Genomic DNA, 23,134 nt, shown 5'->3' with positions numbered 1-23,134 from the left:
GAAGACAGTCATAACGCAACACGGGACAAAAACATGAAACCCATAGAACAACAATTCTTCAACGATCTGGAAAAGAAGCTCTGGACTGCCGCAGACAAGCTGCGCTCCAACCTCGACGCCGCCGTGTACAAGCACGTCGTGCTTGGGCTGATCTTCCTCAAGTACGTCTCCGATGCCTTCGAAGAGCGGCAGGGCGAACTGCGCGAACAGTTCACCGACCCGGATCATGACTACTACATGGATCCGGGCGAGTACGGCGGCGCAGGCACCCAAGAGTACGAAGAAAACATTGCCGCTGAGCTGGAAGTGCGCGACTACTACACCGAGAAGAACGTGTTCTGGGTCCCGGTGGAAGCGCGTTGGCAAACGCTACGCGATTGCGCGCAACTGCCGCCCAAGGCGGCGCTACCGTGGAGCAAGCCGGGAAAAGACGAGCCCGAGGAAATGCGTTCAGTCGGCTGGCTGATCGACAACGCCATGGAAGCCGTCGAGCGCGAGAACGCCCGGCTGAAGAACGTGCTCAACAAAGACTTCGCCCGCGTGCAGCTCGACTCCAGCAAACTGGCCGGGTTGATCAGCCACTTTTCGGATACCGACTTCAGCGCCAAGGAGTTCAAGGGCCAGCCACTGGACCTGAAATCCAAGGACATCCTCGGCCACGTATACGAGTACTTTCTGGGGCAGTTCGCCCTGGCTGAAGGCAAGAAGGGCGGTCAGTACTACACGCCAAAGAGCATCGTCACCCTGATTGTGGAAATGCTTCAGCCATTCAACGGTCGCGTCTACGACCCGGCCATGGGTTCGGGCGGCTTCTTCGTGCAGAGCGAGGAGTTCATCGAACAGCACGGGGGCAAGGCTGCCAATGGCAAGAGCGGGCAGATCAGCGTCTACGGACAGGAGAGCAATCCCACCACCTGGCGGTTGGCCGCGATGAACATGGCCATTCGTAGTATCGACTTTAACTTTGGCACTGGCCCGGCCGACACTCTGCTCAACGACCTGCACCCGGACCTGCGCGCCGATTTTGTCATGGCTAACCCTCCCTTCAATATGAAGGAGTGGTGGAACGAAAAGCTGGCGGCTGATCCACGCTGGATCGTCGGCACGCCGCCGCACGGTAATGCCAACTTCGCTTGGTTGCAGCACATGCTCTGGCACCTAGCACCGACCGGTAGCATGGCACTGCTGCTGGCCAACGGCTCCATGAGCTCCAATACCAACAACGAGGGCGAGATCCGCAAGCGGCTGATCGAAGATGACTACGTGGAGTGCATGGTCGCTCTGCCGGGCCAGTTGTTCACCAATACTCAAATTCCGGCCTGCATCTGGTTTCTGAGTCGCGACAAGCAGAACGGTTTCGCGCTTGACAAGAAGAAGCGTGACCGGCGCGGTCAATACTTGTTCATCGACGCCCGGCAGATGGGCGGCATGGTAGACCGCGTGCTACGGGACTTCACCTCGGGTGATATTCAGAAGATCGCCGATGCCTTCCATGCCTGGCAACAGGGCGAAGGGTACAAAGATGTGGCTGGCTTCTGCTACTCCGCCACGCTGGACGAAGTCCGTGGGCATGAGCATGTGCTTACGCCTGGGCGCTATGTGGGCGCGGTGGAGCAGGAAGATGACGGCGAGCCCTTCTCGGATAAGATGCGGAGGTTGACGGCTCAACTGGCTGGGCAATTTGTGGATGAAACCAAGCTTGAGGCGGAGATCAAGAGGAATTTGGCGGGATTGGGGTATGGGATTTAACGTGAACTCGAATGGCTGGCCGACAAAAGCACTTATCGATTGTACCGCTGACGGTGTGATCTCATACGGCATTGTTCAGCCGGGCCAAAATACAGAAGATGGCGTTCCAATTGTCCGAGTTAACAACTTCAAACAGGGGCGGCTGGACGTTTCCGATGTACTTCGCGTTGCGGTCAGTATTGAAGAAAACTACAAGCGGACAAGGCTGCGCGGCGGTGAAGTTTTATTGACATTAGTTGGCAGCACCGGCCAGACAGTCATAGCAGCACCAGAGCTTGCTGGCTGGAACGTCGCTCGTGCTATTGCAGTTATTCGTCCTGCTGATGATGTGGGTGCAAAATGGATAAGTATCTGTTTGCAGTCAGTCGAGACTAAGCGGTTTCTGGATGAGCGGGCGAATACTACTGTTCAGAAGACACTCAATCTTGCTGATGTAAAGCGCATACCGATTCCTGTTCCGACGGAACAGGTCAGGCGTCCTATCGAGTCTCTGTTCAGTTCGCTTGACGAAAAAATCGATCTCCATCGTCGCGTCAACCAAACGCTCGAGGCCATGGCGCAAGCCATCTTCAAGTCTTGGTTTGTCGATTTTGATCCGGTCAAAGCCAAGATCGCCGCGAACGAACAAGGCCAAGACCCGCTGCGTGCGGGCATGCGAGCCATTAGTGGCAAGACCGACTCGGAGCTCGATCAGATGCCTCGCGAGCACTACGTCCAACTCGCCGCCACTGCTGCGCTGTTTCCCGATGAAATGGAAGAGTCGCAGATAGGTGAGATTCCGAGGGGCTGGAAAGAAGGAGTGTTGGCCGACGTTTGCCATTTAAATCCTGAAAGCTGGAGCGCCAAAGCTCTACCAAATAAGGTTAATTATGTGGATTTGGCAAACGCCAAGAGTGGCGAGATTCTGGAATTTCAAGAGATAAGCGGAAAAGATATACCTAGTCGTGCTAGAAGGGTGTTAAGGTTCGGAGATACCATTATTGGTACGGTTCGTCCGGGAAATCGGTCATTCGCCTTAATTGGAAGGAATAACCTAACTGGTAGCACCGGGTTTGCTGTGCTGCGCCCGAATGCTGAGGAATGGCTGGAGTTTGTTTATATTATGGCAACCTCTGAATCAAATATTGATCGATTGACTCACCTTGCGGACGGTGGGGCATATCCGGCTGTTCGCCCTGAAGTTGTGGCGCAAGAACGGGGGGGTATTCCGGATCAAATGATCGTGCAGGAATTTCATAAATACGTTCATCCGTTTTTCGTCAAAATTACTGCGAATAGAGAAAGTGCGGAAACTCTAGCTGAGCTCCGGGTGGCGCTTCTCCCGGAATTGCTCTCTGGCAATCTTAGTTTTAAGTGCGAGGAAGGTTGATGATTGATTCGGGCCATCAAGAAGACCTTCTAAGTGAGGCAGTTAAAATTCTCGAAAAGAAATACGAGGAAGGTGATGACTTTAACTCATTCTTCGATGAGGAAGGTCCACTCTATTTGGGAGAGTATGCTTATGAGCGCAGTAGGGCCCTTTTCTGGCTTGATCGTGAGGCGTATGAAAATGAACGAAGAGTTTGGGAGAATAATTCATACCAGGAATTGCACAAGGAAGTAATTGACCTTATCAGTGTTAGTGGGCTTGTTGCGCCATTCCAGGATTTGCTAGCTGCTGTGGAACGTGGGCGAGTCGTTCCATTCGTAGGTGCTGGTATGTCGAGGCCCATGGGGATGCCTCTTTGGGCGGAAGCGCTTGAGAGGCTTGTGGAGCGAGTTCCAGGCGCTGATAAGGATCAAGTGCTAAAACTCATTGAGGACGGATGCTATCTCGACGCTGCTCAATGCCTCTACGAATGCGATTCTGTTCAGGTTAGAAATTTCATCCGCACTGCATATAGAAGGAGTAAATTGAATCCGTCGGAATCAATGAAACTTCTTCCTCGCATTGGTAAGGGGTGCGTAATAACAACTAACTTTGACGATGCGATAGAGCAAACCTATCATCTGGAGGGGATGGAATTTCGTGCATACATGCACGGCACACAAGAGCACAATTTCTTTCCTCGACTAGCTAGGGGTGAGCGTTGTCTTCTGAAGCTACATGGCGATGCAGATGATCCCGCTACGCATATTCTTACGCAGGAGCAATATACCGACGCTTATGGGGCTCCATTTGATTTTCAGAAGCCGCTTCCAAAAGCATTGCGACAAGTGTTTATCTCTCAGTCACTACTTTTTTTGGGTTGCAGTCTAGAGCAGGATCGGACTCTAGAGCTTTTGGAGAATTCAATTGYAACGGAAGAGTATGTGGTTCCAAACCATTATGCAATTATTCCGGGGCTTGCTAATGATCGGGAGAGGGCGATAAAGGAAACTCGCCTGCTTGCATTGAATATTCAGCCACTGTGGTATCCAATTGATCAGCATGAGTATGTGGAGCGATATCTGAAGCTGTTGGTTGATGCGGTGGAAAAGCGTATTTCCTTCGCTGGATAGTGGGTGGGCGTGAATATTTCCGCCGAACTAAGAGCGCCTCGGTAAGGGTATGGTTATGAGTATAAATGAACGGCAGTTAGAAGAGCTTTGCGTAAGCTGGTTCAGCGAGCTTAGCTGGAGCTACAGCAATGGCCCTGATGTTGCTCCAGATGGCGACCGGCCCGCTCGTTCTGACTACGGTCAGACAGTGCTGCGAGAACGCTTGCTGGCTGCTCTTGCACGCATTAATACCCATATTCCCTTGGCCGCCCTGGAGGAGGCAGCGCATGAGCTGCTGACTGTGAGCGAGCCATTGTTGATAGCCCGCAACCGTCGCGTGCATCGTCTATTACTTTCTGGCATCCCCGTCGAATTCTCTGTGGATGACGAAAAGCGCACCGACCTGGTCAATCTGATCGACTTCGCCAATCCTCGCAACAACGACTTCCTTCTGGTCACCCAGTTCACCGTGACCGGCACCAAACAGCCGCGCCGCCCCGATCTGGTGGCTTTCGTCAACGGCCTGCCGCTGGCGGTCATCGAGCTGAAGAACCCGGCCAACGAGCAGACCGACATCTGGGATGCCTTCAACCAGATCCAGACCTACAAGGAAGAGATCGGCGACCTCTTTAACACCAACGTGGCGGTGGTGGTCAGCGACGGTTTCACGGCGCGTCTGGGCTCGTTGACGGCCAACCAGGAGCGCATGCAGCCCTGGCGGGCGATTGCCAATGAGGACAACCGGCCGCTGCTGGAGTTCGAGCTGGAAACCATGGTGCGTGGCTTCTTTGAGCCTGCACTGTTCCTGGACTATGTCCGCCACTTCGTGCTGTTCGAGCAGGATGCCGATCAGATCATCAAGAAGATTGCGGGCTACCACCAGTTCCATGCCGTGCGCGAGGCGGTGAAGGCCACGGTGATCGCCGCCAGCAACCCGAACAAGGGTCTTCTGGAAGTGCAGGAGTCGCGTGCCACCTATGGTAAGGAAGTACAGCCCGGCAGTCGCAAGGCCGGTGTGGTGTGGCATACGCAAGGCTCGGGCAAGAGCATCACCATGGCCTGCTACGCGGGCAAGCTGTTGCAGCAGCCAGAGATGAAGAATCCAACGTTGGTGGTGGTGACCGACCGCAACGATCTCGACGGTCAGCTTTTCGGCACTTTCTGCGCCGCTGAGGACCTCCTTAGGCAGGCGCCGGAGCAGGCCCGCAGCCGCGAGGAGCTGCGCGAGATGCTGGCTTCGCGTGAGGCCGGCGGCATCATCTTCACCACGGTGCAGAAGTTCGCCCTTCTGGATGATGAGGCGCTTCACCCGTTGCTGTCGGATCGCAGCAATATTGTTGTAATCTCCGACGAGGCGCACCGCAGCCAGTATGGCATGAAGGGGCGGTTGGATACCAAGACCGGAAAATACGTGTTCGGCTATGCCAAGCACATGCGCGACGCGCTGGCCAATGCCACCTTCATCGGCTTTACCGGCACGCCCATCGCCCTGGAAGACAAAGACACTCGGGCAGTGTTCGGCGACTACGTCAGTATCTACGACATTCAGGACGCGGTGGACGATGGCGCCACGGTCCCAATCTTTTACGAGAGCCGTCTAGCTAAGCTGGACGTGAACCAGGCCGAGATCGACGCACTCAATGCCCAGGTAGATGAGGTCATCGAGGACGAGGAAGACATCAATGCCCGCGAGAAGACCAAGAGCGATTGGGCGGCGCTGACCAAGCTGGTTGGTGCGCGACCGCGTCTGGATCAGGTTGCTGCCGATTTGGTGCAGCACTTCGAGACTCGCACGGCCACGCTGGAAGGAAAGGCGATGATCGTGTGCATGAGCCGTGACATTTGCGCCGAGCTGTACGATGCTATAGCTGCCCTGCGCCCCGACTGGCACGATGCCGACCCGGAGAGGGGCGTAATCAAGGTAGTGATGACCGGGTCGGCAGCGGACAAGTCCTTGCTGCAGCCTCATCTGTACAGCCAGCAGGTGAAGAAGCGCCTGGAAAAGCGCTTCAAAGACCCGGCAGATCCGTTGAAGCTGGTGATTGTGCGCGACATGTGGCTGACTGGCTTCGACGCGCCTTGCTGTCACACCATGTATGTGGACAAGCCCATGAAGGGCCACAACCTGATGCAGGCCATCGCCCGCGTTAACCGGGTGTTCCGCAACAAGCCCGGCGGATTGGTCGTAGATTACATCGGCATTGCCAACGAACTGAAAGCGGCGCTCAAAACCTATACCGAATCCAAGGGCAAGGGTGATCCTGCGCACAGCGCGGCGGAGGCCCTAGCTGTGTTGCTGGAGAAGCTGGACATCGTGCGCGGGTTGATGCACGGCTTTGATTACAGCGCGTTCGAAACAGGTGCGCTGCAGCTTTTGGTGCCAGTGGCCAACCATATCCTGGGGCTGAAGGACGGCAAGCAGCGTTTCCTCGATGCCATGCTGGCAGTGAGTAAGGCGTTTTCCCTATGCAGCACGCTCGATGAAGCCGCAGCCTTGCGCACGGAGATTGCCTTCTTTGCCGCCGTCAAGGCCGCCATCGTCAAGTTCACCACGGTGGATCGCAAGCGTTCCGATGCGGACAAGAACAGTGCGCTCAAGCAGATTCTTGATAACGCCATCGTAGCCGACGGGGTGGCGGATATCTTCGCGTTGGCTGGCCTGGACAAGCCCAACATCGGCCTGCTTTCAGACGAGTTCCTGGAAGACGTGCGGCAGATGAAGAGCTGCAATCTGGCGGTGGAACTGCTGGAAAAGCTGCTGCGCGACGAGATCAAGGCGCGGACGCGCAACAACGTGGTACAGGAGAAGAAGTACGGCGACCGACTGCTGGAAACCTTGCGCAAGTACCACAATCGGGCGGTAGAGACGGCGCAGGTCATCGAGGAGTTGATCCAGATGGCCAAGGACTTCCAGGCGGCCCTAGACCGCGAGGCGGCACTGGGACTGAGTCAGGATGAGATAGCCTTCTATGATGCCTTGGCCAACAACGAAGGTGCGGTTCGGGAGTTGGGTGACGACACTCTAAAGAGCATTGCCATCGAGATCACGGAGAAGCTGCGCCATAGCACCACGGTGGATTGGCAGGTGCGTGAGAGCGTCCGCGCTAAGTTGCGGATTCTGGTGCGACGCACCCTGAAGAAATGGAAGTACCCGCCGGTAGGTGAGGATGCCGCGATCGAACTGGTACTGAAGCAGGCGGAATCACTGTCAAACGCGTGGTCGAAGTAGGCACACCATTAAAGAAGCAGGGCGCCGATGGGCGCCCTTGTGATCTAGCGAGGGGGAGGGGGCTCACTCCGGCCTCACCTCCCGACAGGCCCACTCAGCCAATCCCCGGTAAGCCAGAAACAGCCCGTCAACGGTCCCCTCATCCAGATGCCGCCCCAGCTCCGCTGCAACCCGGCGGCGGTCCGTTGAGTGCAAGACCTCCAGCACCGTCAGCAGGCCAGCCATTGCGCGCTCGATCCAGGCCCGGCTCACGCGGCGCCTGAGTGACACGTTGTTCTCCGGCCAGGGCTGGCCGTCGGCGCCCTCGCAGCCGCGCATGGCTCGGGGATGCCGAGCAGGGAGTTTAGGTCGGGTAGTGGAGTGTATTTGTCGATGGGCTCAACAACGATGTACGAAGAGAAGGTGTCGGATTCGTTCACGGCGTCGGTTTCCTTGGCTGTGCTTAACAGCGCTACCGAGTCAAGGAGACGCAATCGCCCAAGCCGCAAGCGAATAGCTTGAGGGCCTCCTTTGCACCAGCTTTTGATCGGCGCAGGACCGCAGCGGTCGTTAGTCAGTAGCGCAGCCCAGCCACAGGTTCAAACCCGACACTGCCAGCGAGCATCGCGCACTCAACCAACGCCATCCTCAACCGCACTCGCATTCCTAACCAACAGTTCAATCATCGCCCGCGCCGCCGCCGACTGACGCCGATGCGGCGCATAGATCACCGAGAACGGCCTTGACCGCCCGCGCAGCTGCGACAGCACTTCCACCAGCTGCCCACGTTGCAGCCGCTCGCGCACGATGAACTCATAGCTCTGGCAGATGCCAATCCCCTGTTCGGCCAGCGACACCACGCCCAGCACATCGTCGGAGGTCTCGATGGACGAACGCGGCAGCCAGTCCACGTCGCGCCCACCGTCGCGGAACACCCACGGCGCCAACCGCCCGGTGCGCGGCATCAGGAAGGGCAGGCACAGGTGCTGCTGCAGGTCCTCCAGCGTCTGCGGGGTGCCGCGGCGCCGCAGGTAGTCTGATGCGGCCACCAGCACCAGCGGGGCGTCTTCGAGCTTGCGCGCTACCAGCCCGCTGTCCGGCAGTTGGCCCAGGCGGATGGCCAGGTCGAAACCTTCGGCCACCAGGTCCACGTTGCGGTTGGTGATGTTCAGTTCCACCTGCACCTGCGGGTACTGCTGCGCAAAGCGCGCCAGCACGGGCGGCAGGCGGTAGTGGCCATAGGTGGTGGGCACGCTCAGTCGCACGCGGCCGGCCAGCGCACCGTCCTGGGCCAGTACGTCGCGCTCGGCGTCGTCCAGCAGGCCAAAGGCGGTGCGCACCTGTTCCCGGTAGAGCCGCCCGGCGTCGGTCAGGCCCACGCGGCGGGTGGTCCGCTGCAGCAGCTGCCGGCCCAGCCGCGCCTCCAAGCGGGTGACCGCGCGGCTCAGCACCGAGGGCGTGGTGGACAGCGCCACTGCGCCGGCCGTGAACGAGCCGTGCTCGACCACCGCCAGGAACACCTCCACATCGCCCAGCTAGTCGAACTTGCGGCTCATTTGGCTCTCCGGGGAACAGATGTTTTGCGATGGGGCCAATTTATCGCCGCTGGGGCGATGAATAAAGTGGCGGCCATTCCCCGATAGGAGCTCCCCATGAACCTGATGACCCGGCTGGCCGCAGCGCTGGCCCTGACCCTGGCCGCCAGCGGCGCGCATGCCGCCAACGTGCTGGTGGTGCTGTCCGACGAAAACCACCTGGACTTGAAGGACGGCAAGGTGCTGTCCACCGGCTTCTATCTCAACGAGCTGATGCAGCCGGTCAAGCTGCTGCTGGACGCGGGCCACGAGGTGACCTTCGCCACGCCGCAGGGGCGGGCGCCTACGGTGGATGCGTCCTCGGTAACGGCGGCGTACTTCGGCAACGATGCCACGCAGTTGAAGATGCACAAGGACCTGCTTGAGAAACTGGCCTTGACCTCGCCGACGGCGTCACCTGTGCTCAGCCTGGCGCGCGTCGAGCAGCAGGGTTACGCGCAGTTCGATGCGGTCTACATCCCCGGCGGTCACGCGCCAATGCAGGACCTGCTGAAGAGCCCGGCGCTGGGCCGGTTACTGGCCGATTTCCACCAGCGCAACAAGACTACCGCTCTGGTCTGCCACGGGCCGATCGCGCTGCTGTCCACACTGCCCGATGCGCAGGGCTTCGTAGCGACGCTGGAAGCCGGTGCCCTCCCGAGCACGCCGAAGTGGATCTACAGGGGCTACCAGATGACGGTGATCAGCAACCAGGAAGAAGAGCAGGCCAAGCCACTGCTGGGCGGCGGTGAAATGAAGTTCTACCCGCAGACCGCGCTGCAGCGGGCAGGTGCGCGGTTCAGCAGCAACACCACGCCGTGGACCGCCCAAGTGGTAGTGGACCGCGAGCTGATTACCGGGCAGAACCCGGCTTCGGCGTTGGAGGTAGGGCAGCGGTTGGTTGAGCGGTTGAAGTAAGCCTGTTCGTTCTGAGCGCGTGTGCTTGCGGAGAATTCCGCGCGAACTGCGCGGGATCTCCGCCAGTTGGTGAGGCGCGTATCCCGGACGCCTTCATTGCCGACGGGGGCAAGAGGCCAGGGTGGGGCATGCGCTGATCGGCTTCCCGGCCGCTACACTGACCGTCTACGCCCGATGGAATCTCGCCCATGTTCACTGGAAAAGTCGCGGTGGTTACTGGCTCCACCAGCGGTATCGGTCTTGGCATTGCTACTGCGCTCGCGCGGCAAGGCGCTGACATCGTGCTGAATGGTTTTGGCGATACCGCGGAGATCGAACGCATCCGTTCCCGCCTGGCGACCGAGTTTGGCGTACGGGTGGCGCATGATGGCGCCGACCTTTCCCGTGGTGAGGCGGTGCGGGAAATGATCGCCCATGCCGTTGAGAAGATGGGGCGCATCGACATTCTGGTGAACAATGCCGGCATTCAGCACACCGCCTCGATCGAGGAGTTTCCCGTGGAAAAGTGGGATGCGATCCTCGCGCTGAATCTATCGGCGGTGTTCCATGCAACGGCGGCTGCCTTGCCCTACATGAAGCAGCAGGGATCCGGCCGCGTGATCAACATCGCGTCGGTGCATGGACTGGTTGCGTCGGTGAACAAGTCTGCTTATGTGGCGGCGAAACATGGCGTGGTGGGATTCACCAAAGTGACGGCACTGGAGAACGCGGGCACGGGCATCACGGCCAATGCGATCTGCCCCGGTTGGGTGCGAACGCCGCTGGTCGAGCAGCAGATCACCGCGTTGGCGGAACGGGAGGGAACGGATAACGCGTCCGCCGCGCGCGCACTGCTGGCCGAAAAACAGCCCTCGCTGCAGTTTGTTACGCCCGAGCAGCTTGGGCAAATGGTGGTCTTCCTGGCCTCGGACGCCGCTGCTCAGATTACCGGCACGGCACTTCCGATGGATGGTGGCTGGACAGCCCGCTAACTGGCCGGCTGTGCCCGCCGCTGCAGCATTGGCAGTGCCGCCAAGTTTGCTACCTGTGCCGTAATCCATGCGTATCAGTTGCAGCATCATGCCAATGCCGGCGGCCGAACAGGCTGATGTGACGATGCTGCCTTATAGAATTCCGCCATCAGACGCTACAGTTCGCGGTTCCACCCTTACCTGCAAGGAAGCACGATGCCAGAGCTGGATTACCGCCCCTTCTACCGCTTGTTGGCTGCTGAAGTGCGCGCCTCGAGGGACGTCAGCCGGTCCATGCAGACGCTGTTGGACTGGGGCGACCAGCGCATCCCGCACCCGTCCTGGGCGGCACTGAAGGAACTTGATTGTTCGGTTGAGAGTGCCGGCATGGGCAAGTGGCTCACCCGTGTGCTGCGGCGGGCACCGTGCCCATTCCCGGTGCGCGCGATCTACTTCGGGCTTGGCGAACGTGCCACCCGCGACCGCGTGGAATTTGCGGACCTGTATTTCGGTCTGTTGAGTCACTACGAACCGGAGGACAAGGCCTGCGAGTGGTTGTGGCGCAACCCCAGCCACTATCCCGACAAGGCCTACCTCGGCTCGGCGACCCTGAAAGCGGCCGGCGTGATCTGCAACGAGGACGAGGTCACCGGACTGGGCACGCCCGGCCATATAGTGTTTGCGTTGGCGTTCGCAACGTTGCTGCTCCGGGCTTCGCTGGACGGAGGCATCCATCAGCTGCTGGGTGCGGTGGAGCCGGTGGGCGTGGTCGTGGGCCTCGATTCGGGCGACCTGTTCCGGCTCGGGGAGCTCCATAGCGATGGGTTCCAGCCGACAGAAGGTGCAATGACGTAGTCAACGTGGGGAGCGCGGCCGGCACCGGATCGACACAGCTCTGCGAAGGCGTTGCCGCGTGGTCGCCTGGCTCAGTGGGGCGTATCCCGCGCAGGTCGACAGAACTCGGCATCGTCTGCGCAAGCACCGTGCGCCACAGACGGCCTCTCTGGATGTCAGCGGCCCCTTGACTGTATGCCTACCTACTAGTAGGGTGCGTCCATGAAAGACGCACTCTCCCCCAAAGCCGCCGAAATCGTCAGCCACACCCGCACTCTGCTCGAGACGGGCGGCTACAACGGTTTCAGCTACGCCGACATCGCCGTGCGCGTGAACATCAGCAAGGCCAGCATCCACCACCATTTCCCCAGCAAGGCCGAGCTTGTGCAGGTGGTGGTGGCGCTGTATCGCGCCGAGGCGCGCGAGGGGCTGGCCGTGCTGGACCGTCAATTGGACGACCCGCTGAAGGAGCTCAACGCGTATGTGGACTATTGGTCCACATGCATCCGCGGCGGAACGTCCTCGTTCTGCATCTGCGCCATGCTTGCCGCCGAGCTGCCGTTGCTGCCGGCGCCGATCGTGGAGGAGGTGCGCGGGCACTTCGATGACCTCACGTCTTGGCTGACCGCCGTGCTGCAGAAGGGAGCCGCCAGTGGCCAGCTTCGCCTGCAGGGGCCGGCCGCCGACGAGGCCCGGGCCTTCATGGCCTCGGTGCATGGGGCGATGCTGGCCGCGCGTGGCTTCGGCGATCCACATACCTTCCATACCCTGGGCCAGCTGTCGATAGCCCGGCTGGTCAAGACAGCCTGATTTTTCGCGGGGAACGACGCATTCCGTGTCGTTCCCTTTTATTTGCCTCATTGGCCTACCTACTAGTAGGTTTGCTTTTTCTCCGAATTTCCCGATCACCCGGCAGCACCCTTAGCCACCGACCTCCTGAGGCTTTCCATGAGTCATCCACTTTCGCTCCTCGGCGTCCTCCATACGGCGCTCAGCTTGGTCCCCCTGGTGGCCGGCATCTACGGCTTCATTCGGCATCGCGCCATCGACCCGGCCACGCGCTCGGGCAAGGTGTATCTGCTGGGACTGGTGCTGTCGGTGGTCACCTCGTTCACCGTCTCCAGCACGGGCGGCCTCAATCCGGGGCACGCCTTCGGCGTCGTCATCCTGCTGATCGCCTTCGGTGGGGTGCTGGTACCCCGGCTGGGGTTCCTGGGCCGGCTCAGGCCCTACCTGGCCACCTTTGCGCTGTCCTTCACGTTTCTGCTGTCGCTGGTGCCGGGTATCAACGAAACGCTGACCCGTCTTCCGGTCGGGCGTCCGATTGCAGCTGCGCCGCTGGCGCCAGTGATCCTGCAGACGCTGCTCAGTTTTGCGGGAGTGTTCGCGCTGGGGTTTGCCGCGCAGTGTTGGCGGATACTCGCGCGGAAGCGGGCAGCCTCAGTCACCTAACGGCCGGACCGCCGCCGAGTGAATGGATTCGGTGACTGCGATCCCCATCATGTGCCGTCGCTCGTAGAGGTTTGGTCTGAATGGACTTTCGCCCTTCCGGAAAGCAGGCCTGATGCTTGCAGGATCGAAATTATCTGTGCCGTGACGGCGGCCACATCTGCTGTCGCATCTATCACGTGGCAACGTTTCGGGTCGCGTGCGGCTGCCTCGAGAAGGCCGCGCCGAATGCGATCAAAATCCCGATGTGCTTCGGCCGGGTCTTCGTCACGATGGAATGATTCACCATTCCTTCTGAGTGATGCGGCAATTGGATCGATGTCAAGAATGAAGGTGAAGTGCGGCATGGTAGGACCGATGACGTCTTTGGAAACGACATCAAAAAAACGCTCAGAAACGTCATTCTCGAATGTCTGAAATGCGAATGTTGAGTCGACAAATCTGTCGCAAACGACCCATTTTCCCGCCTCGATCGCCGGGCGAATCACGCTTCTGACATGGTCGTAGCGAGCCGCGCATACAAGCAATGCCTCTTCGTAGGCGGTGAGGCGGTGGGCGCGTTTCGCGACAAGGATAGCGCGGACATCTTTGCCTATCCGACCTCCATCGGGCTCCTTGGCGGCGATCACGGTAGCGCCGGAGGCACGTAGTACCTCAACAAGCCGGGACGCCTGGGTGGTCTTTCCGCTTCCATCGATTCCTTCAAAAGTTACAAAACGCATCACGAATGCCCTATAAGTTCACTTGGTCAATCGCAAGGATTGCATGAAATGTCTGAAGTTGTGGTTTTCGTCTCTGCTGGCATGTCTTCACCAAAAAAACGGGACCACGCTTTGGCAAGACGACAGTTGTATTTGAACTACGGGGCATTGTCCTTGGCGACTACGCTTAGCGCAGCTGGGTACCCAGCCGTGCTCGTGCATGGTGAGCATGAGACACCGGAGAGTGTTTTACGTGGACTCATCAGCTCTGGAAGAATTCCGACCATTTATCCTCTTATGCTGTCCATCCCTAGCTTCTACGCACTCAGTTGGGCACAGGAGTTCTGCAGGCTGCTGCGAAACAAGCTTCCTTCCTGCAGGATCATTGTGGGTGGGCGTTGGGTGGTGGGCCCCGATCCGAACTGGTTACGCACAAAGCTGCCAGAAGCCGATGCCTTTGCCCCAGGGCTTGCAGAGCCATACATCAAAGATCTGCTGACCTCGACGCCTGTGATGGGGCGCCCGCAAGTGCCCCGACCGGATTCGCCTCTTGACCATACGCTGGTCGACGGATTTTTACGGTACCAACCAAGTGTCGAGGCTTCTCGCGGATGTGGCATGCGATGTGGCTTCTGCGAGGAGCGAGACATCCCGGTGGACAAGCTGGGCCCAGCAGGGAAGACGTGGGCGACGATGAAGGCGGTGAGGGAACAGTACTCTGGCGGTGAAATCAGGCCATATCTGCAGGCGTCCATGTTCCTTCCCAGCGTGCGATGGGCCAACGGCCTAGCTGAACAGGTTGTTCGCGATTCTTGCCGAATGCAGTGGCGGACAGAGAGTCGAGTGGACGTACTGATGGAGGAGACAATCGGCGCGCTTGCAGCAGCAGGATTGACTGTGTTGGATCTTGGGTTGGAGACGGCTTCTCCTCGGCAGATCTCCGCGATGAAGAAGTCACCGAGACCAGATCGTTACCTGGAGCGCGCTTCCCGTCTATTGAAGGCGTGCACGCGCTTTGGAGTGCAAGCGAAGGTCAATGTGCTGATCTATGGCGGTGAAACCAGCAAAACACTGGACGAGACAAGAGTCTGGCTGGATGAACATGCAGGAGACATTGCCGGTGTTTCCGTAGGGCCAGTAGTTGCCTACGGCCCGCCCAAGACGGCCGACCCATTTTTGCAGGAGCTGGTTGGGCTGGGTGCTTCTCCCATAGACCCTGATAGTGCACATCAGACTGGGATTACACGCATACATCCCAGTTCGGAGATAGATGCGGATGAAGCTGAGAGTTTAAGTCTGGATATGTCTCGCCGATACATGAATGCTGATCAGTATTTTCGTCTGAAGAGCTTCTCGTACTATGCAAGAGACTACGGGAGGGCAGAATTCGATCAGGACGTAGCCCGCTCGGCCCCTTCGCGGCTTCCATTCCGCAGCTGAGATGGGCAGTTTGGTTCTAAACGGACAACAGGGAGGTACGCATGGACACCAGTAAGACTATCAAGGACCCCATCCACGGGGCCGTCAAGTTTGAAGGCCCCGCGGAGCTGGAGCTGAAGAATTTGCTTTCGGACAAGTATTTTCAACGTTTACGAAGGGTGAAGCAGCTTGGCTTCTCCGATCATGTGTTCCCATCCGCAACCCATTCTAGGTTCGCGCACTCGCTGGGTGTGTACGGTGTAGCCAAGCGGCTGTTGTCGGTCGTGGAGCCAAATGCGAGAAATGGAAAGTGGAGTAGAAAGGGAAAGGCCTGCCTCGCTGCTGCGTTGTTACACGATGTGGGGCATGGGATGTTCAGTCATGCGTTCGAGAGCGCTATGAAGATGTTCATCGACGCACGGCCTACCGTGGGGGCCAAGTTTAAAGATGCGGTTAGCCACGAAAAACTAAGCCGACGAATCGTGACAGAGTCAAGTGTGGCGGACATCCTTCGGCGTATGGAGGACGACGATTTTCCTGAAGAAGTTGCAGCAATGATCGACAAGCGCGACAAAGCCTGCATTTACACATCAATTGTTTCTAGCCAGCTTGATGCTGACCGGCTCGACTACGCTAAGCGCGACCCATATTTCGCAGGGGTTTCGTCCGGCGGAATCGACTTGGACTGGTTGGTAGACCACCTCAGGACGAAGAAGAGCGCTACGGGGCAGTTTTTCTATGTCGATGGCAAGGCATTTATCGCTGTGGAACAGTTCATGGTGACGCTATTTCAGCTTTATCCAACGCTGTACCTGCATCACCGCACGCGTGGTTTCGAGTACATGTTCTCCAAGCTGATGGTGCGTGTCTTCGAGTTGATCGCTGAAGGGGACGCTGGTAAAGCGGGATTGGGCGCCACTCATCCGCTGGTCACATTCTTTGGAGATCCTGGCAATCTTGAGAATGCACTTGTCCTCGATGACTCTCTGTTCTGGGGTTCGCTGCATCTCTTTCAAGGTGCGTCGGATCCAATCGTGCGTGTGATCGCAGATCGATTTGCCGCCCGCCACGCATATCCACGGATTGATGTATGGGCAGCGGCAGAGCTTATTGCCGTCAGAAATGAATGGTACCTAGCCCTTCCAGCTGCCGACAGGGCTCAGGTCCTCCACTGGGCTTGCACGGAAGCCTGCGAGCAGGTGCAGAGCGATCAAGAGGTGTGGCACGATTCCTGCCATTACGATAGCTATCGTCGTCAAATCTACAAAGCAGAAAATATTTCTGGGGGCTACCCTCAGCAAATAAATGTGGAGCATGGCGGGAAGATTGTGGACATCGCGTCTGTGTCCCCGATTGTCGCTAGCGCTGCGACATTTACCACCCACCGGATCTATTTTGATGATGCAGTGGGGGGGCTTGCTGGACGCCTGAAGGCGGCTATCACCCGCAAGCTGAGGTCCACCATTTCTAAGGCCCTAACACGGAAAGCCGCGTCGTGATGAGCGTGCCCGGCACGCAGCTAACCGGCACGCAGCTAAGATGCAGGGAACTCAGCAAACGACTGAGCGGTGTTCAGCGATTCCGCTGCGGTGCTGGTTCCTGTATTCGATCGGGCTTGCCTTGACCATGTAGCGGAAGTGCCTGCGGAATGATTCCTGGGAGCCGAATCCGGCCTGTTCGGCGACCCACTGTACTGGCCGGTCTGTAGTTTCCAGCAGTTCGCGCGCGTAAGCCACGCGTTCGCGGATCAGCCAGTCGATCGGTGACAACCCGGTCGCGTCGAGGAACTGCCGCTGCAGTGTGCGCTGACTGAGGGCGGCCTGTTCGGACAGGCTCTTGAGCGAGTGTTCCTCGCGCAGGTTGCGGCGCAGCCATTCCATCAGCCGGGCAAGCCGTGTGGGTTCACCCACCGGTATCGAGCGCACCACACGCTGGCTGCGCTCGGCGTCCCGCCACGGTGCCAGCACCAGCCGCTCGGCCACCAGGTTGGCCACGCGCGCGCCGTAATCCTTGCGCACCAGGTGCAGCATCATGTCCATGCCGGTGGCCGAACCGGCCGAGGTGATGATGCTGCCCTCGTCGACGTACAGCGCGTTCTCGCGCACCCGCACGTTGGGAAACTCGCGGGCGAGGGTGTCGGTGAGCCGCCAATGGGTGGTGGCGCTGCGGCCGTCGAGCAGGCCGGCCCACGCCAACACGAAGGCACCCGAACAGATCGAGGTGATGCGCGCGCCGCGCTGGTGGGCGCGGATGAGCGCATCCAGCAATACCTGCGGCGGCCGCTCGGCAGGATCACGCCAGCCGGGCACCACGATGGTGTCGGCGTGCTCCAGCGCCTCCAGTCCGTAAGGCAGCTGCACCTGGGTGCCGCCGAGCATGCGCAGCGGCCCCGGCTCGGCGGCGCACACCTGGGTGGTGTACCAGGCCACGTCCAGCTCGGGGCGGATGGGCGCGAACAGGCCGACGGCGCAGCCGAACTCGAACAGGCCCTGGCCATGGCAGGCCGCGATGGCAACGGTGGGCGGTGTGTGCGGGTCATGGGGGGAGGGCATCGTTTGATGCTAGCGGGGTGGGCGCTGCCACGCAGGGCGGGGCGCTAATGACGTCATGACATCGGGATATATGGCCGCCGATGTCGCGCATCGATGCCCGGCGATGGGGGCATCCACGCAGGGCGTGCAGCGGCGTCGGCGTCTAACGACATGCCGAACGGGCATGTGCGTGGCGCGATGTTGCGGGTGGGTGGCGCGTGAACGACTGTTGCGCGCTGCGTGCAGGCCCTTGAATGGAGGCCTGTTCTCGATCAGGCCCCGAGATGTCCTTGCCCTCGCTGTCGCGATGTTGCCGGTGCGCTGCGCCCAACTCCAGCTGATGCCCTGCGACGCACCGTCGCGGACGTGACCGTCCTCCTTCCTTCAAGAGTCCCCATGCCTTCTGCCTTCCGCTCCCTGCCTGCGGCACGCGTGCCGACGCTGACCTCCCTGTCTGTTCTGATCGCGCTTGCACTGGGTGCAGGCGCTGCCCACGCCGCCGGACCGGAGGCACCGCCCGAGACGGTGGTGGCCTCCGGTACCGCAGCCGCGTCCACGCTGGATGCGGTGGTGGTCACCGGCTCGCGCACCAGCAAGCGCACGGTCAAGAACAGCTCCACGCCCATCGATGTGATTTCGGCCGAGGACCTGGCGTCCACCGGGCAGGTGAACCTGCTGGAGGCGCTGCAGCGCAGCCTGCCGTCGCTGAGCCAGATCGGTGGCTACCAGAGCGACCAGGAGAGCCTGATCCGTGGCTACCAGCTGCGCAACCTGTCGCCGGGGTACACGCTGGTGCTGGTCAACGGCAAACGCCGCAACGCCAGCGCCTATGTCAGTGGCGCCAACGGGGGCGGTTACCCGGGCCATGCCTGGACCGACCTCGCGTTGATTCCGGTATCGGCCATCGACCATATCGAAGTGCTGCGCGATGGTGCGTCCGCGCTGTATGGCTCCGACGCGATCACCGGGGTGATCAACGTGATCCTGAAGTCGAACGCGCACGGCGGCGATGTGTCGGTGGAGAGCGGGCAGAGCATCGATGGTGATGGCACACGCACCAGCGTGCGTGCCAACATCGGGCTGCCGTGGGGGCAGGACGGGTTCGTCAGCCTGTCCGGCGAGACCACCCGCCAGCACCATGCGATCCGCACGCGGCGCTACATCGATGGCTACCTGAGCTACCCGGCGGTGGACGCCAGCGGCAATCCGGTGGCGCTGCGCCCGAACAACCGCCTGCCTGCCGGCGCCACGCCGAACCCGGCCGAGGCATCGCGCGATCCGGAAGCCAACACGATCCTCAGTTCGCCGTCCTATGCGCTCACCGCGCTGGCGGTGAATGCCGGTCATGGGCTGGGCGAGAACGCGCAGTTCTACGCCACGGCGACGGCCAGCGACCGCACCGCGCAGGCCATCCAGAACTTCCGCCTGCCGGCGACGATCTTCGGCACCTACAAGGCGCCGAGCGTACTGAACGTGTGGCCCGACGGCTTCCTGCCGGTGCTGGAAACCAAGGAGAAGCAGTACACCGGCACCGCCGGGGTCAAGGGTCACTGGGGGGGCTGGGACATCGACGGCAGCCTCACCGGCAACCGCAACACGGTGCGCACCTTTACCCGCCACTCGGCCAACTTCTCGCTGGCCTATCCCGGTGCGCCAACGGATTTCTATGACGGCAAGTTGGACTACCAGCAGGGCATCGCCAACCTGGATCTGCGTCGTGGCTTCGAGGTGGGCGCGTTCGCCTCGCCGCTGGAGGTGAGTGCTGGCGCCGAATACCAGCACGAGCGCTACGAGCGTGGGGCCGGGCAGTGGGAGTCGTACACCGGCTTCGGTGCGGCCGCCTTCGTGGGCTACTCCACCGCCGATGCGGTGGAGGCCACGCGCAACAGCAAGGCGGTATACGTGGGGGCGGCGACCAACGTGACCTCGCGCTGGTACTTGGATGCCGCGGCGCGCTGGGAAGATCACTCTGATTTTGGCAGCGTATCGACCGGGCGGCTGACCACGCGCTTTGATGTGACCGACGCGTTCGGCGTACGCGCCACGGTGAGCAACGGTTTCCATGCCCCGAGCCTGGGCGCGCAGTACTACCAGGCCACCGGCAGCTGCCCGTGCGGCACCACGCTGGTGGCGCAGGTGTCCTCGCCGGCGGCGCTGGCACTGGGTGCCACGCCGCTGCAGCCGGAGAAGGCCGACAACTACAGCTTGGGCGTGACCTGGGATCCGAGCGCGGCGTTCCACCTGGCGCTGGATGCCTACCAGATCGACATCCGCGGCCAGTTGGGGCAGTCCAGCCAGATCGGCTACAACGCGCAGGATCCGGCACGCGTCACCGACAACAGCGGCACGGTGCTGAGCGTCGCGCAGAAAAATACGATCGATGCGCTGCTGGGCACGGCGGGTATCAGCATCCTGCCCGGCGATGCGTTCTACGCCAGCTACTTCACCAACGTAGGCGATACCCGCACGCGGGGTCTGGAGCTGACGGTGGAGGCCAACCAGGAAACCGCGTGGGGCAAGCTGCGCTGGAGCTACGCCGCCAACGTGGGCCGCACCACCATCCAGAAAGTGCGAGACATCCCGGCGGTGCTGCAGGGACTGCCCAACATCAACTTGCTGACGAAATCGAGCGAGTACGCGCTGCGTTTCCGCACGCCGGCGTACACGCAGGTGGCCGGGCTGGGCTGGCAACACGGGCGCTGGCGCTCGAATGTGGATGTCACCTATTACGGGCCGATCAAGCGCCTCAACAACGGGGTGGAGTACAAGCAGCCGCCGGTGCTGGTGACCAACCTCTCCGGCAGCGCCGAGCTGGGCGGTGGCTGGAGCGCGGCGCTGGGCATCAACAACGTCTTCGACAAGCGTACCCGCAAGGTGCCCGAGTACGCCCGCAGCGCCACCGACGTGGCCAGCATTGAAACCACCTGGGACACGGGCGATGTGCTGAGCACCATCGGCGCGTTCTGGTATGGGCGCGTCAACTACCGGTTCTGAGCAAACGCAGCCGACCAACGGTCGGCTCTACCGCAGCCGACCAACGGTCGGTTCTACCGCAGCCGACCAACGGTCGGTTCTACCGTAGCCGACCAACGGTCGGTTCTACCGCAGCCGACCAACGGTCGGCTCTACCGTAGCCGATCAATGGTCGGTTCTACCGCAGCCGACCAACGGTCGGCTCTACAGGGAGCATTGGGATGTCATCTGCATTGAACGTGGTTGCGCTGATCGGCTCGCCGACCAGCTCGGCCAACTCACGCACGCTGTTGCTGGTACGGCAGGTGCTGGACCAGCTGCGGCACCGGCTGCACATTGATGTGCAGTGGGTGGAACTGGCGCCGATTGCGCGTTCGTTGGGGCAGGCGCTTATCCGCGAGGAAGTGGAACCGCGTATCGAACAGGCGCTGCAGCGGATTGAAGCGGCCGACCTGCTGATTGCCGCCGCACCGGTGTACCGCGGCTCGTATCCCGGCCTGTTCAAGCACCTGGTGGACTTCATCGGGCTGGAGGCACTGGTGGATGTGCCGGTGCTGCTGGCGGCCACCGGCGGCAGTGAGCGCCACGCGCTGGTGATCGACCACCAGCTGCGCCCGTTGTTCAGTTTCCTGCAGGCGCATACGCTGCCGATCGGCGTGTACGCCACGCCGGCCGATTTCAGCGGTGACCAGGTCAGCAGTGCCGCGTTGCAGGCACGGATCGTGCTGGCTGCCGAGCGTGCCGCGGCCCACCTGTCACCGACGGCCGCGCCGCTGCCGTTGCGCCGCATCGCCTAGGCATCGGCGCATGCAGCTGCGGCATCTGGCCTTTCTCACCCCCGGCAGCTACCGGCCCGACGATCCGCGTAGCGGCCTGGACGATGCGTTGGCGCTGATCGCCTTTGCCGAAGCGCTCGGCTACGACGGCGCGTGGGTCCGGCATCGGCACCTGGAGCCGGGTATCAGCTCGGCGGCGGTGTTCCTGGCGGCGGCCAGCCAGCATACCCGGCGTATCGAACTGGGCACGGCGGTGATCCAACTCGGCTACGAAACGCCGTTCCGCCTGGCCGAGGATCTGTCACTGCTGGACGTACTGTCCGGCGGCCGCCTGCAGGTGGGCGTGAGCGCCGGACCCCCGCCGTTCGCGGACCTGGTGGGCCACCTGCTGTTCGATAGCGATCCAGCGCGGATCGACTTTTCGCATGCGCGGGTGGGGCGTTTGATCGAGGCGCTGCACGGACATCCGCTGGGCGACACTGATACGCAGGTGGGCAACGCCGTCTCACAGTACCGCCCACGGCTGCAGCCGCATGCGCCCGGGCTGGCACGTCGGCTCTGGTATGGCGCCGGTTCGCTGACGTCGGCACGCTGGGCGGCCGGGCAGGGGCTGCACCTGCTGCTGGGCAACGTGGCGCGCGCTGAAACCCATGCGGATTTCGTGAACACCCAGCGCGAGCACCTGGCGGTGTATCGCAGCGGTCTGCCGGATGGCGCCATCCCGCGCGTTGCCGCTGGACGCGTGCTGGTGCCGCTGGACGGCGCCGACTTCGCCACCCGCCAGCGGCTGCTCGCGTTTGCCGCGCAGCGCCATGCGCGCACGCTGGAACCCCAAGGACCGCGGCGCACGTTGTTTGCCGCAGACATGGTGGGCAGCGCGGCGCAGATCGTGGACCTGCTGCAGGCCGACCCGGTGCTGCAGCAGGTGGACGAGCTGCGCGTGGAGCTGCCCTATGAACTGCCCGCCAGCGACTACCGGCGGATTCTGCAGATCGTGGCCGAACAGATCGCGCCGGCGCTGGGGTGGGCGGGCGCTGCCGCTGCGCCGCGGTTGCGAGCGGCCCCATAACCCCAGGCGTTTTGCATATGGCCAACGCGCATTTGCGTGGCCGGATCCGACCGCTGATTGTCGAGTTACGACGCAGGCCCACGCGGCCACGTCTCTAGCATCAAGGTTCCAACGGCGCGCTGCTGCCGGCCACGACGAGGAACGTATCCGTGTCTGCTTATCCCCCGAACAAACCCATCCTGTTCCTGCTCGACCGCGAATTCGAAGACGGCCAGCTGCCGGGCCAGCGTTTCTTCTGCCGGCACAGCCTGCTGCTGGAAGGCGCGCTCTCCAGCATCGATGGCCTGGATGCGCAGCTGGACGTGCGCCGGATCGGGTTTGCCCGGCCGCGCCGCGAAGTGATCGCCGAGATCGGCGAACAGGACCAGTCGCTGCCCAAGCTGGTGCTGCCCCAGGGCGTGCAGTCGGCGCATGCCAGTGGCGCGCATGACGACCGCCAGTACATCTCCGGTGCCGAACCGATCCTGGCCGCACTGAACGGGTTGCTGGGCATTCCCGTGGCCCATCCCTGAGCAAGGAATAC

General features: G+C 61.0%; 18 protein-coding genes. 15 read left to right on the top strand and 3 right to left on the bottom strand.

What is annotated here, in order from left to right:
• Positions 1 to 33: 33 nt before the first annotated feature.
• Genes AC1DCJ_RS00425 through AC1DCJ_RS00410 form a run of 4 tightly spaced genes read left to right on the top strand, consistent with a single transcriptional unit; the run spans position 34 to position 7,438 of the window.
• A complete protein-coding gene (locus tag AC1DCJ_RS00425) occupies positions 34 to 1,749 on the top strand; it encodes a class I SAM-dependent DNA methyltransferase (protein ID WP_478069835.1) in 1,716 nt (571 codons plus the stop codon).
• Positions 1,739 to 3,118: a restriction endonuclease subunit S gene (locus tag AC1DCJ_RS00420; RefSeq protein WP_478069834.1), complete on the top strand. Its 1,380-nt coding sequence runs from the start codon at positions 1,739 to 1,741 to the stop codon at positions 3,116 to 3,118. The genes AC1DCJ_RS00425 and AC1DCJ_RS00420 overlap by 11 nt, the downstream gene beginning before the upstream one ends.
• A complete protein-coding gene (locus AC1DCJ_RS00415; RefSeq protein ID WP_478069833.1) occupies positions 3,118 to 4,230 on the top strand; it encodes an SIR2 family NAD-dependent protein deacylase in 1,113 nt (370 codons plus the stop codon). The genes AC1DCJ_RS00420 and AC1DCJ_RS00415 overlap by 1 nt, the downstream gene beginning before the upstream one ends.
• A gap of 49 nt (positions 4,231 to 4,279) precedes the next feature.
• Positions 4,280 to 7,438, top strand: coding sequence for a type I restriction endonuclease subunit R (locus AC1DCJ_RS00410; protein WP_478069832.1), 3,159 nt, complete (start codon positions 4,280 to 4,282; stop codon positions 7,436 to 7,438).
• Positions 7,439 to 8,049: 611 nt separating this feature from the next.
• Here the strand turns inward: AC1DCJ_RS00410 and AC1DCJ_RS00405 are convergent.
• Positions 8,050 to 8,952 (bottom strand): LysR family transcriptional regulator, encoded by a 903-nt coding sequence (locus AC1DCJ_RS00405; RefSeq protein WP_478070114.1) that lies wholly within the window; start codon positions 8,950 to 8,952, stop codon positions 8,050 to 8,052.
• A 117-nt stretch (positions 8,953 to 9,069) separates the two neighbouring features.
• Between AC1DCJ_RS00405 and AC1DCJ_RS00400 the strand changes: the two genes are divergently transcribed.
• The 5 genes from AC1DCJ_RS00400 to AC1DCJ_RS00380 all read left to right on the top strand — a co-directional run bounded on the left by AC1DCJ_RS00400 (position 9,070) and on the right by AC1DCJ_RS00380 (position 13,145).
• Positions 9,070 to 9,909: a type 1 glutamine amidotransferase domain-containing protein gene (locus AC1DCJ_RS00400; protein WP_478069831.1), complete on the top strand. Its 840-nt coding sequence runs from the start codon at positions 9,070 to 9,072 to the stop codon at positions 9,907 to 9,909.
• Positions 9,910 to 10,097: 188 nt separating this feature from the next.
• Positions 10,098 to 10,880 (top strand): 3-hydroxybutyrate dehydrogenase, encoded by a 783-nt coding sequence (locus tag AC1DCJ_RS00395; RefSeq protein WP_478069830.1) that lies wholly within the window; start codon positions 10,098 to 10,100, stop codon positions 10,878 to 10,880.
• A 195-nt stretch (positions 10,881 to 11,075) separates the two neighbouring features.
• Positions 11,076 to 11,714, top strand: a complete 639-nt coding sequence (locus AC1DCJ_RS00390; protein WP_478069829.1) for a hypothetical protein — start codon at positions 11,076 to 11,078, stop codon at positions 11,712 to 11,714.
• Positions 11,715 to 11,915: 201 nt separating this feature from the next.
• Positions 11,916 to 12,503 (top strand): TetR/AcrR family transcriptional regulator, encoded by a 588-nt coding sequence (locus AC1DCJ_RS00385; protein ID WP_478069828.1) that lies wholly within the window; start codon positions 11,916 to 11,918, stop codon positions 12,501 to 12,503.
• Between the two features lie 138 nt (positions 12,504 to 12,641).
• Positions 12,642 to 13,145: a hypothetical protein gene (locus tag AC1DCJ_RS00380; protein WP_478069827.1), complete on the top strand. Its 504-nt coding sequence runs from the start codon at positions 12,642 to 12,644 to the stop codon at positions 13,143 to 13,145.
• A gap of 47 nt (positions 13,146 to 13,192) precedes the next feature.
• On the opposite strand, the gene tmk is transcribed toward AC1DCJ_RS00380, so the two are convergent.
• On the bottom strand, positions 13,193 to 13,864 hold the full coding sequence (gene tmk / locus AC1DCJ_RS00375; RefSeq protein ID WP_478069826.1) for a dTMP kinase: 672 nt from the start codon (positions 13,862 to 13,864) through the stop codon (positions 13,193 to 13,195).
• Positions 13,865 to 13,912: 48 nt separating this feature from the next.
• Between tmk and AC1DCJ_RS00370 the strand changes: the two genes are divergently transcribed.
• On the top strand, positions 13,913 to 15,283 hold the full coding sequence (locus AC1DCJ_RS00370) for a B12-binding domain-containing radical SAM protein (RefSeq protein WP_478069825.1): 1,371 nt from the start codon (positions 13,913 to 13,915) through the stop codon (positions 15,281 to 15,283).
• 41 nt (positions 15,284 to 15,324) lie between these two features.
• The gene (locus AC1DCJ_RS00365; protein WP_478069824.1) at positions 15,325 to 16,761 is read left to right on the top strand and encodes an HD domain-containing protein; all 1,437 of its coding nucleotides are present in this window, start codon (positions 15,325 to 15,327) and stop codon (positions 16,759 to 16,761) included.
• A 51-nt stretch (positions 16,762 to 16,812) separates the two neighbouring features.
• Here the strand turns inward: AC1DCJ_RS00365 and ftrA are convergent, their stop codons facing one another.
• The gene (gene ftrA, locus AC1DCJ_RS00360) at positions 16,813 to 17,814 is read right to left on the bottom strand and encodes a transcriptional regulator FtrA (protein WP_478069823.1); all 1,002 of its coding nucleotides are present in this window, start codon (positions 17,812 to 17,814) and stop codon (positions 16,813 to 16,815) included.
• 396 nt (positions 17,815 to 18,210) lie between these two features.
• Here ftrA and AC1DCJ_RS00355 point away from each other — a divergent pair, with 396 nt between their 5' ends.
• The 4 genes from AC1DCJ_RS00355 (at position 18,211) to AC1DCJ_RS00340 (ending at position 23,123) form a co-directional block, all read left to right on the top strand.
• Positions 18,211 to 20,787, top strand: coding sequence for a TonB-dependent receptor plug domain-containing protein (locus AC1DCJ_RS00355; protein ID WP_478070113.1), 2,577 nt, complete (start codon positions 18,211 to 18,213; stop codon positions 20,785 to 20,787).
• Positions 20,788 to 20,987: 200 nt separating this feature from the next.
• Positions 20,988 to 21,563 carry an FMN reductase gene (gene msuE, locus AC1DCJ_RS00350; protein ID WP_478069822.1) on the top strand — a complete coding sequence of 192 codons (576 nt, stop codon included), beginning with the start codon at positions 20,988 to 20,990 and terminating at the stop codon, positions 21,561 to 21,563.
• A gap of 10 nt (positions 21,564 to 21,573) precedes the next feature.
• On the top strand, positions 21,574 to 22,611 hold the full coding sequence (locus AC1DCJ_RS00345) for an LLM class flavin-dependent oxidoreductase (protein ID WP_478069821.1): 1,038 nt from the start codon (positions 21,574 to 21,576) through the stop codon (positions 22,609 to 22,611).
• A 149-nt stretch (positions 22,612 to 22,760) separates the two neighbouring features.
• On the top strand, positions 22,761 to 23,123 hold the full coding sequence (locus tag AC1DCJ_RS00340; RefSeq protein WP_141058406.1) for a DUF3088 family protein: 363 nt from the start codon (positions 22,761 to 22,763) through the stop codon (positions 23,121 to 23,123).
• Positions 23,124 to 23,134: the final 11 nt, after the last annotated feature.

The sequence above is a fragment of the Stenotrophomonas sp. 10N36 genome (assembly GCF_056395005.1).
The sequence above is the reverse complement of the archived record's forward strand: the minus strand, read 5'-3'. Positions and strand labels throughout refer to the sequence as shown.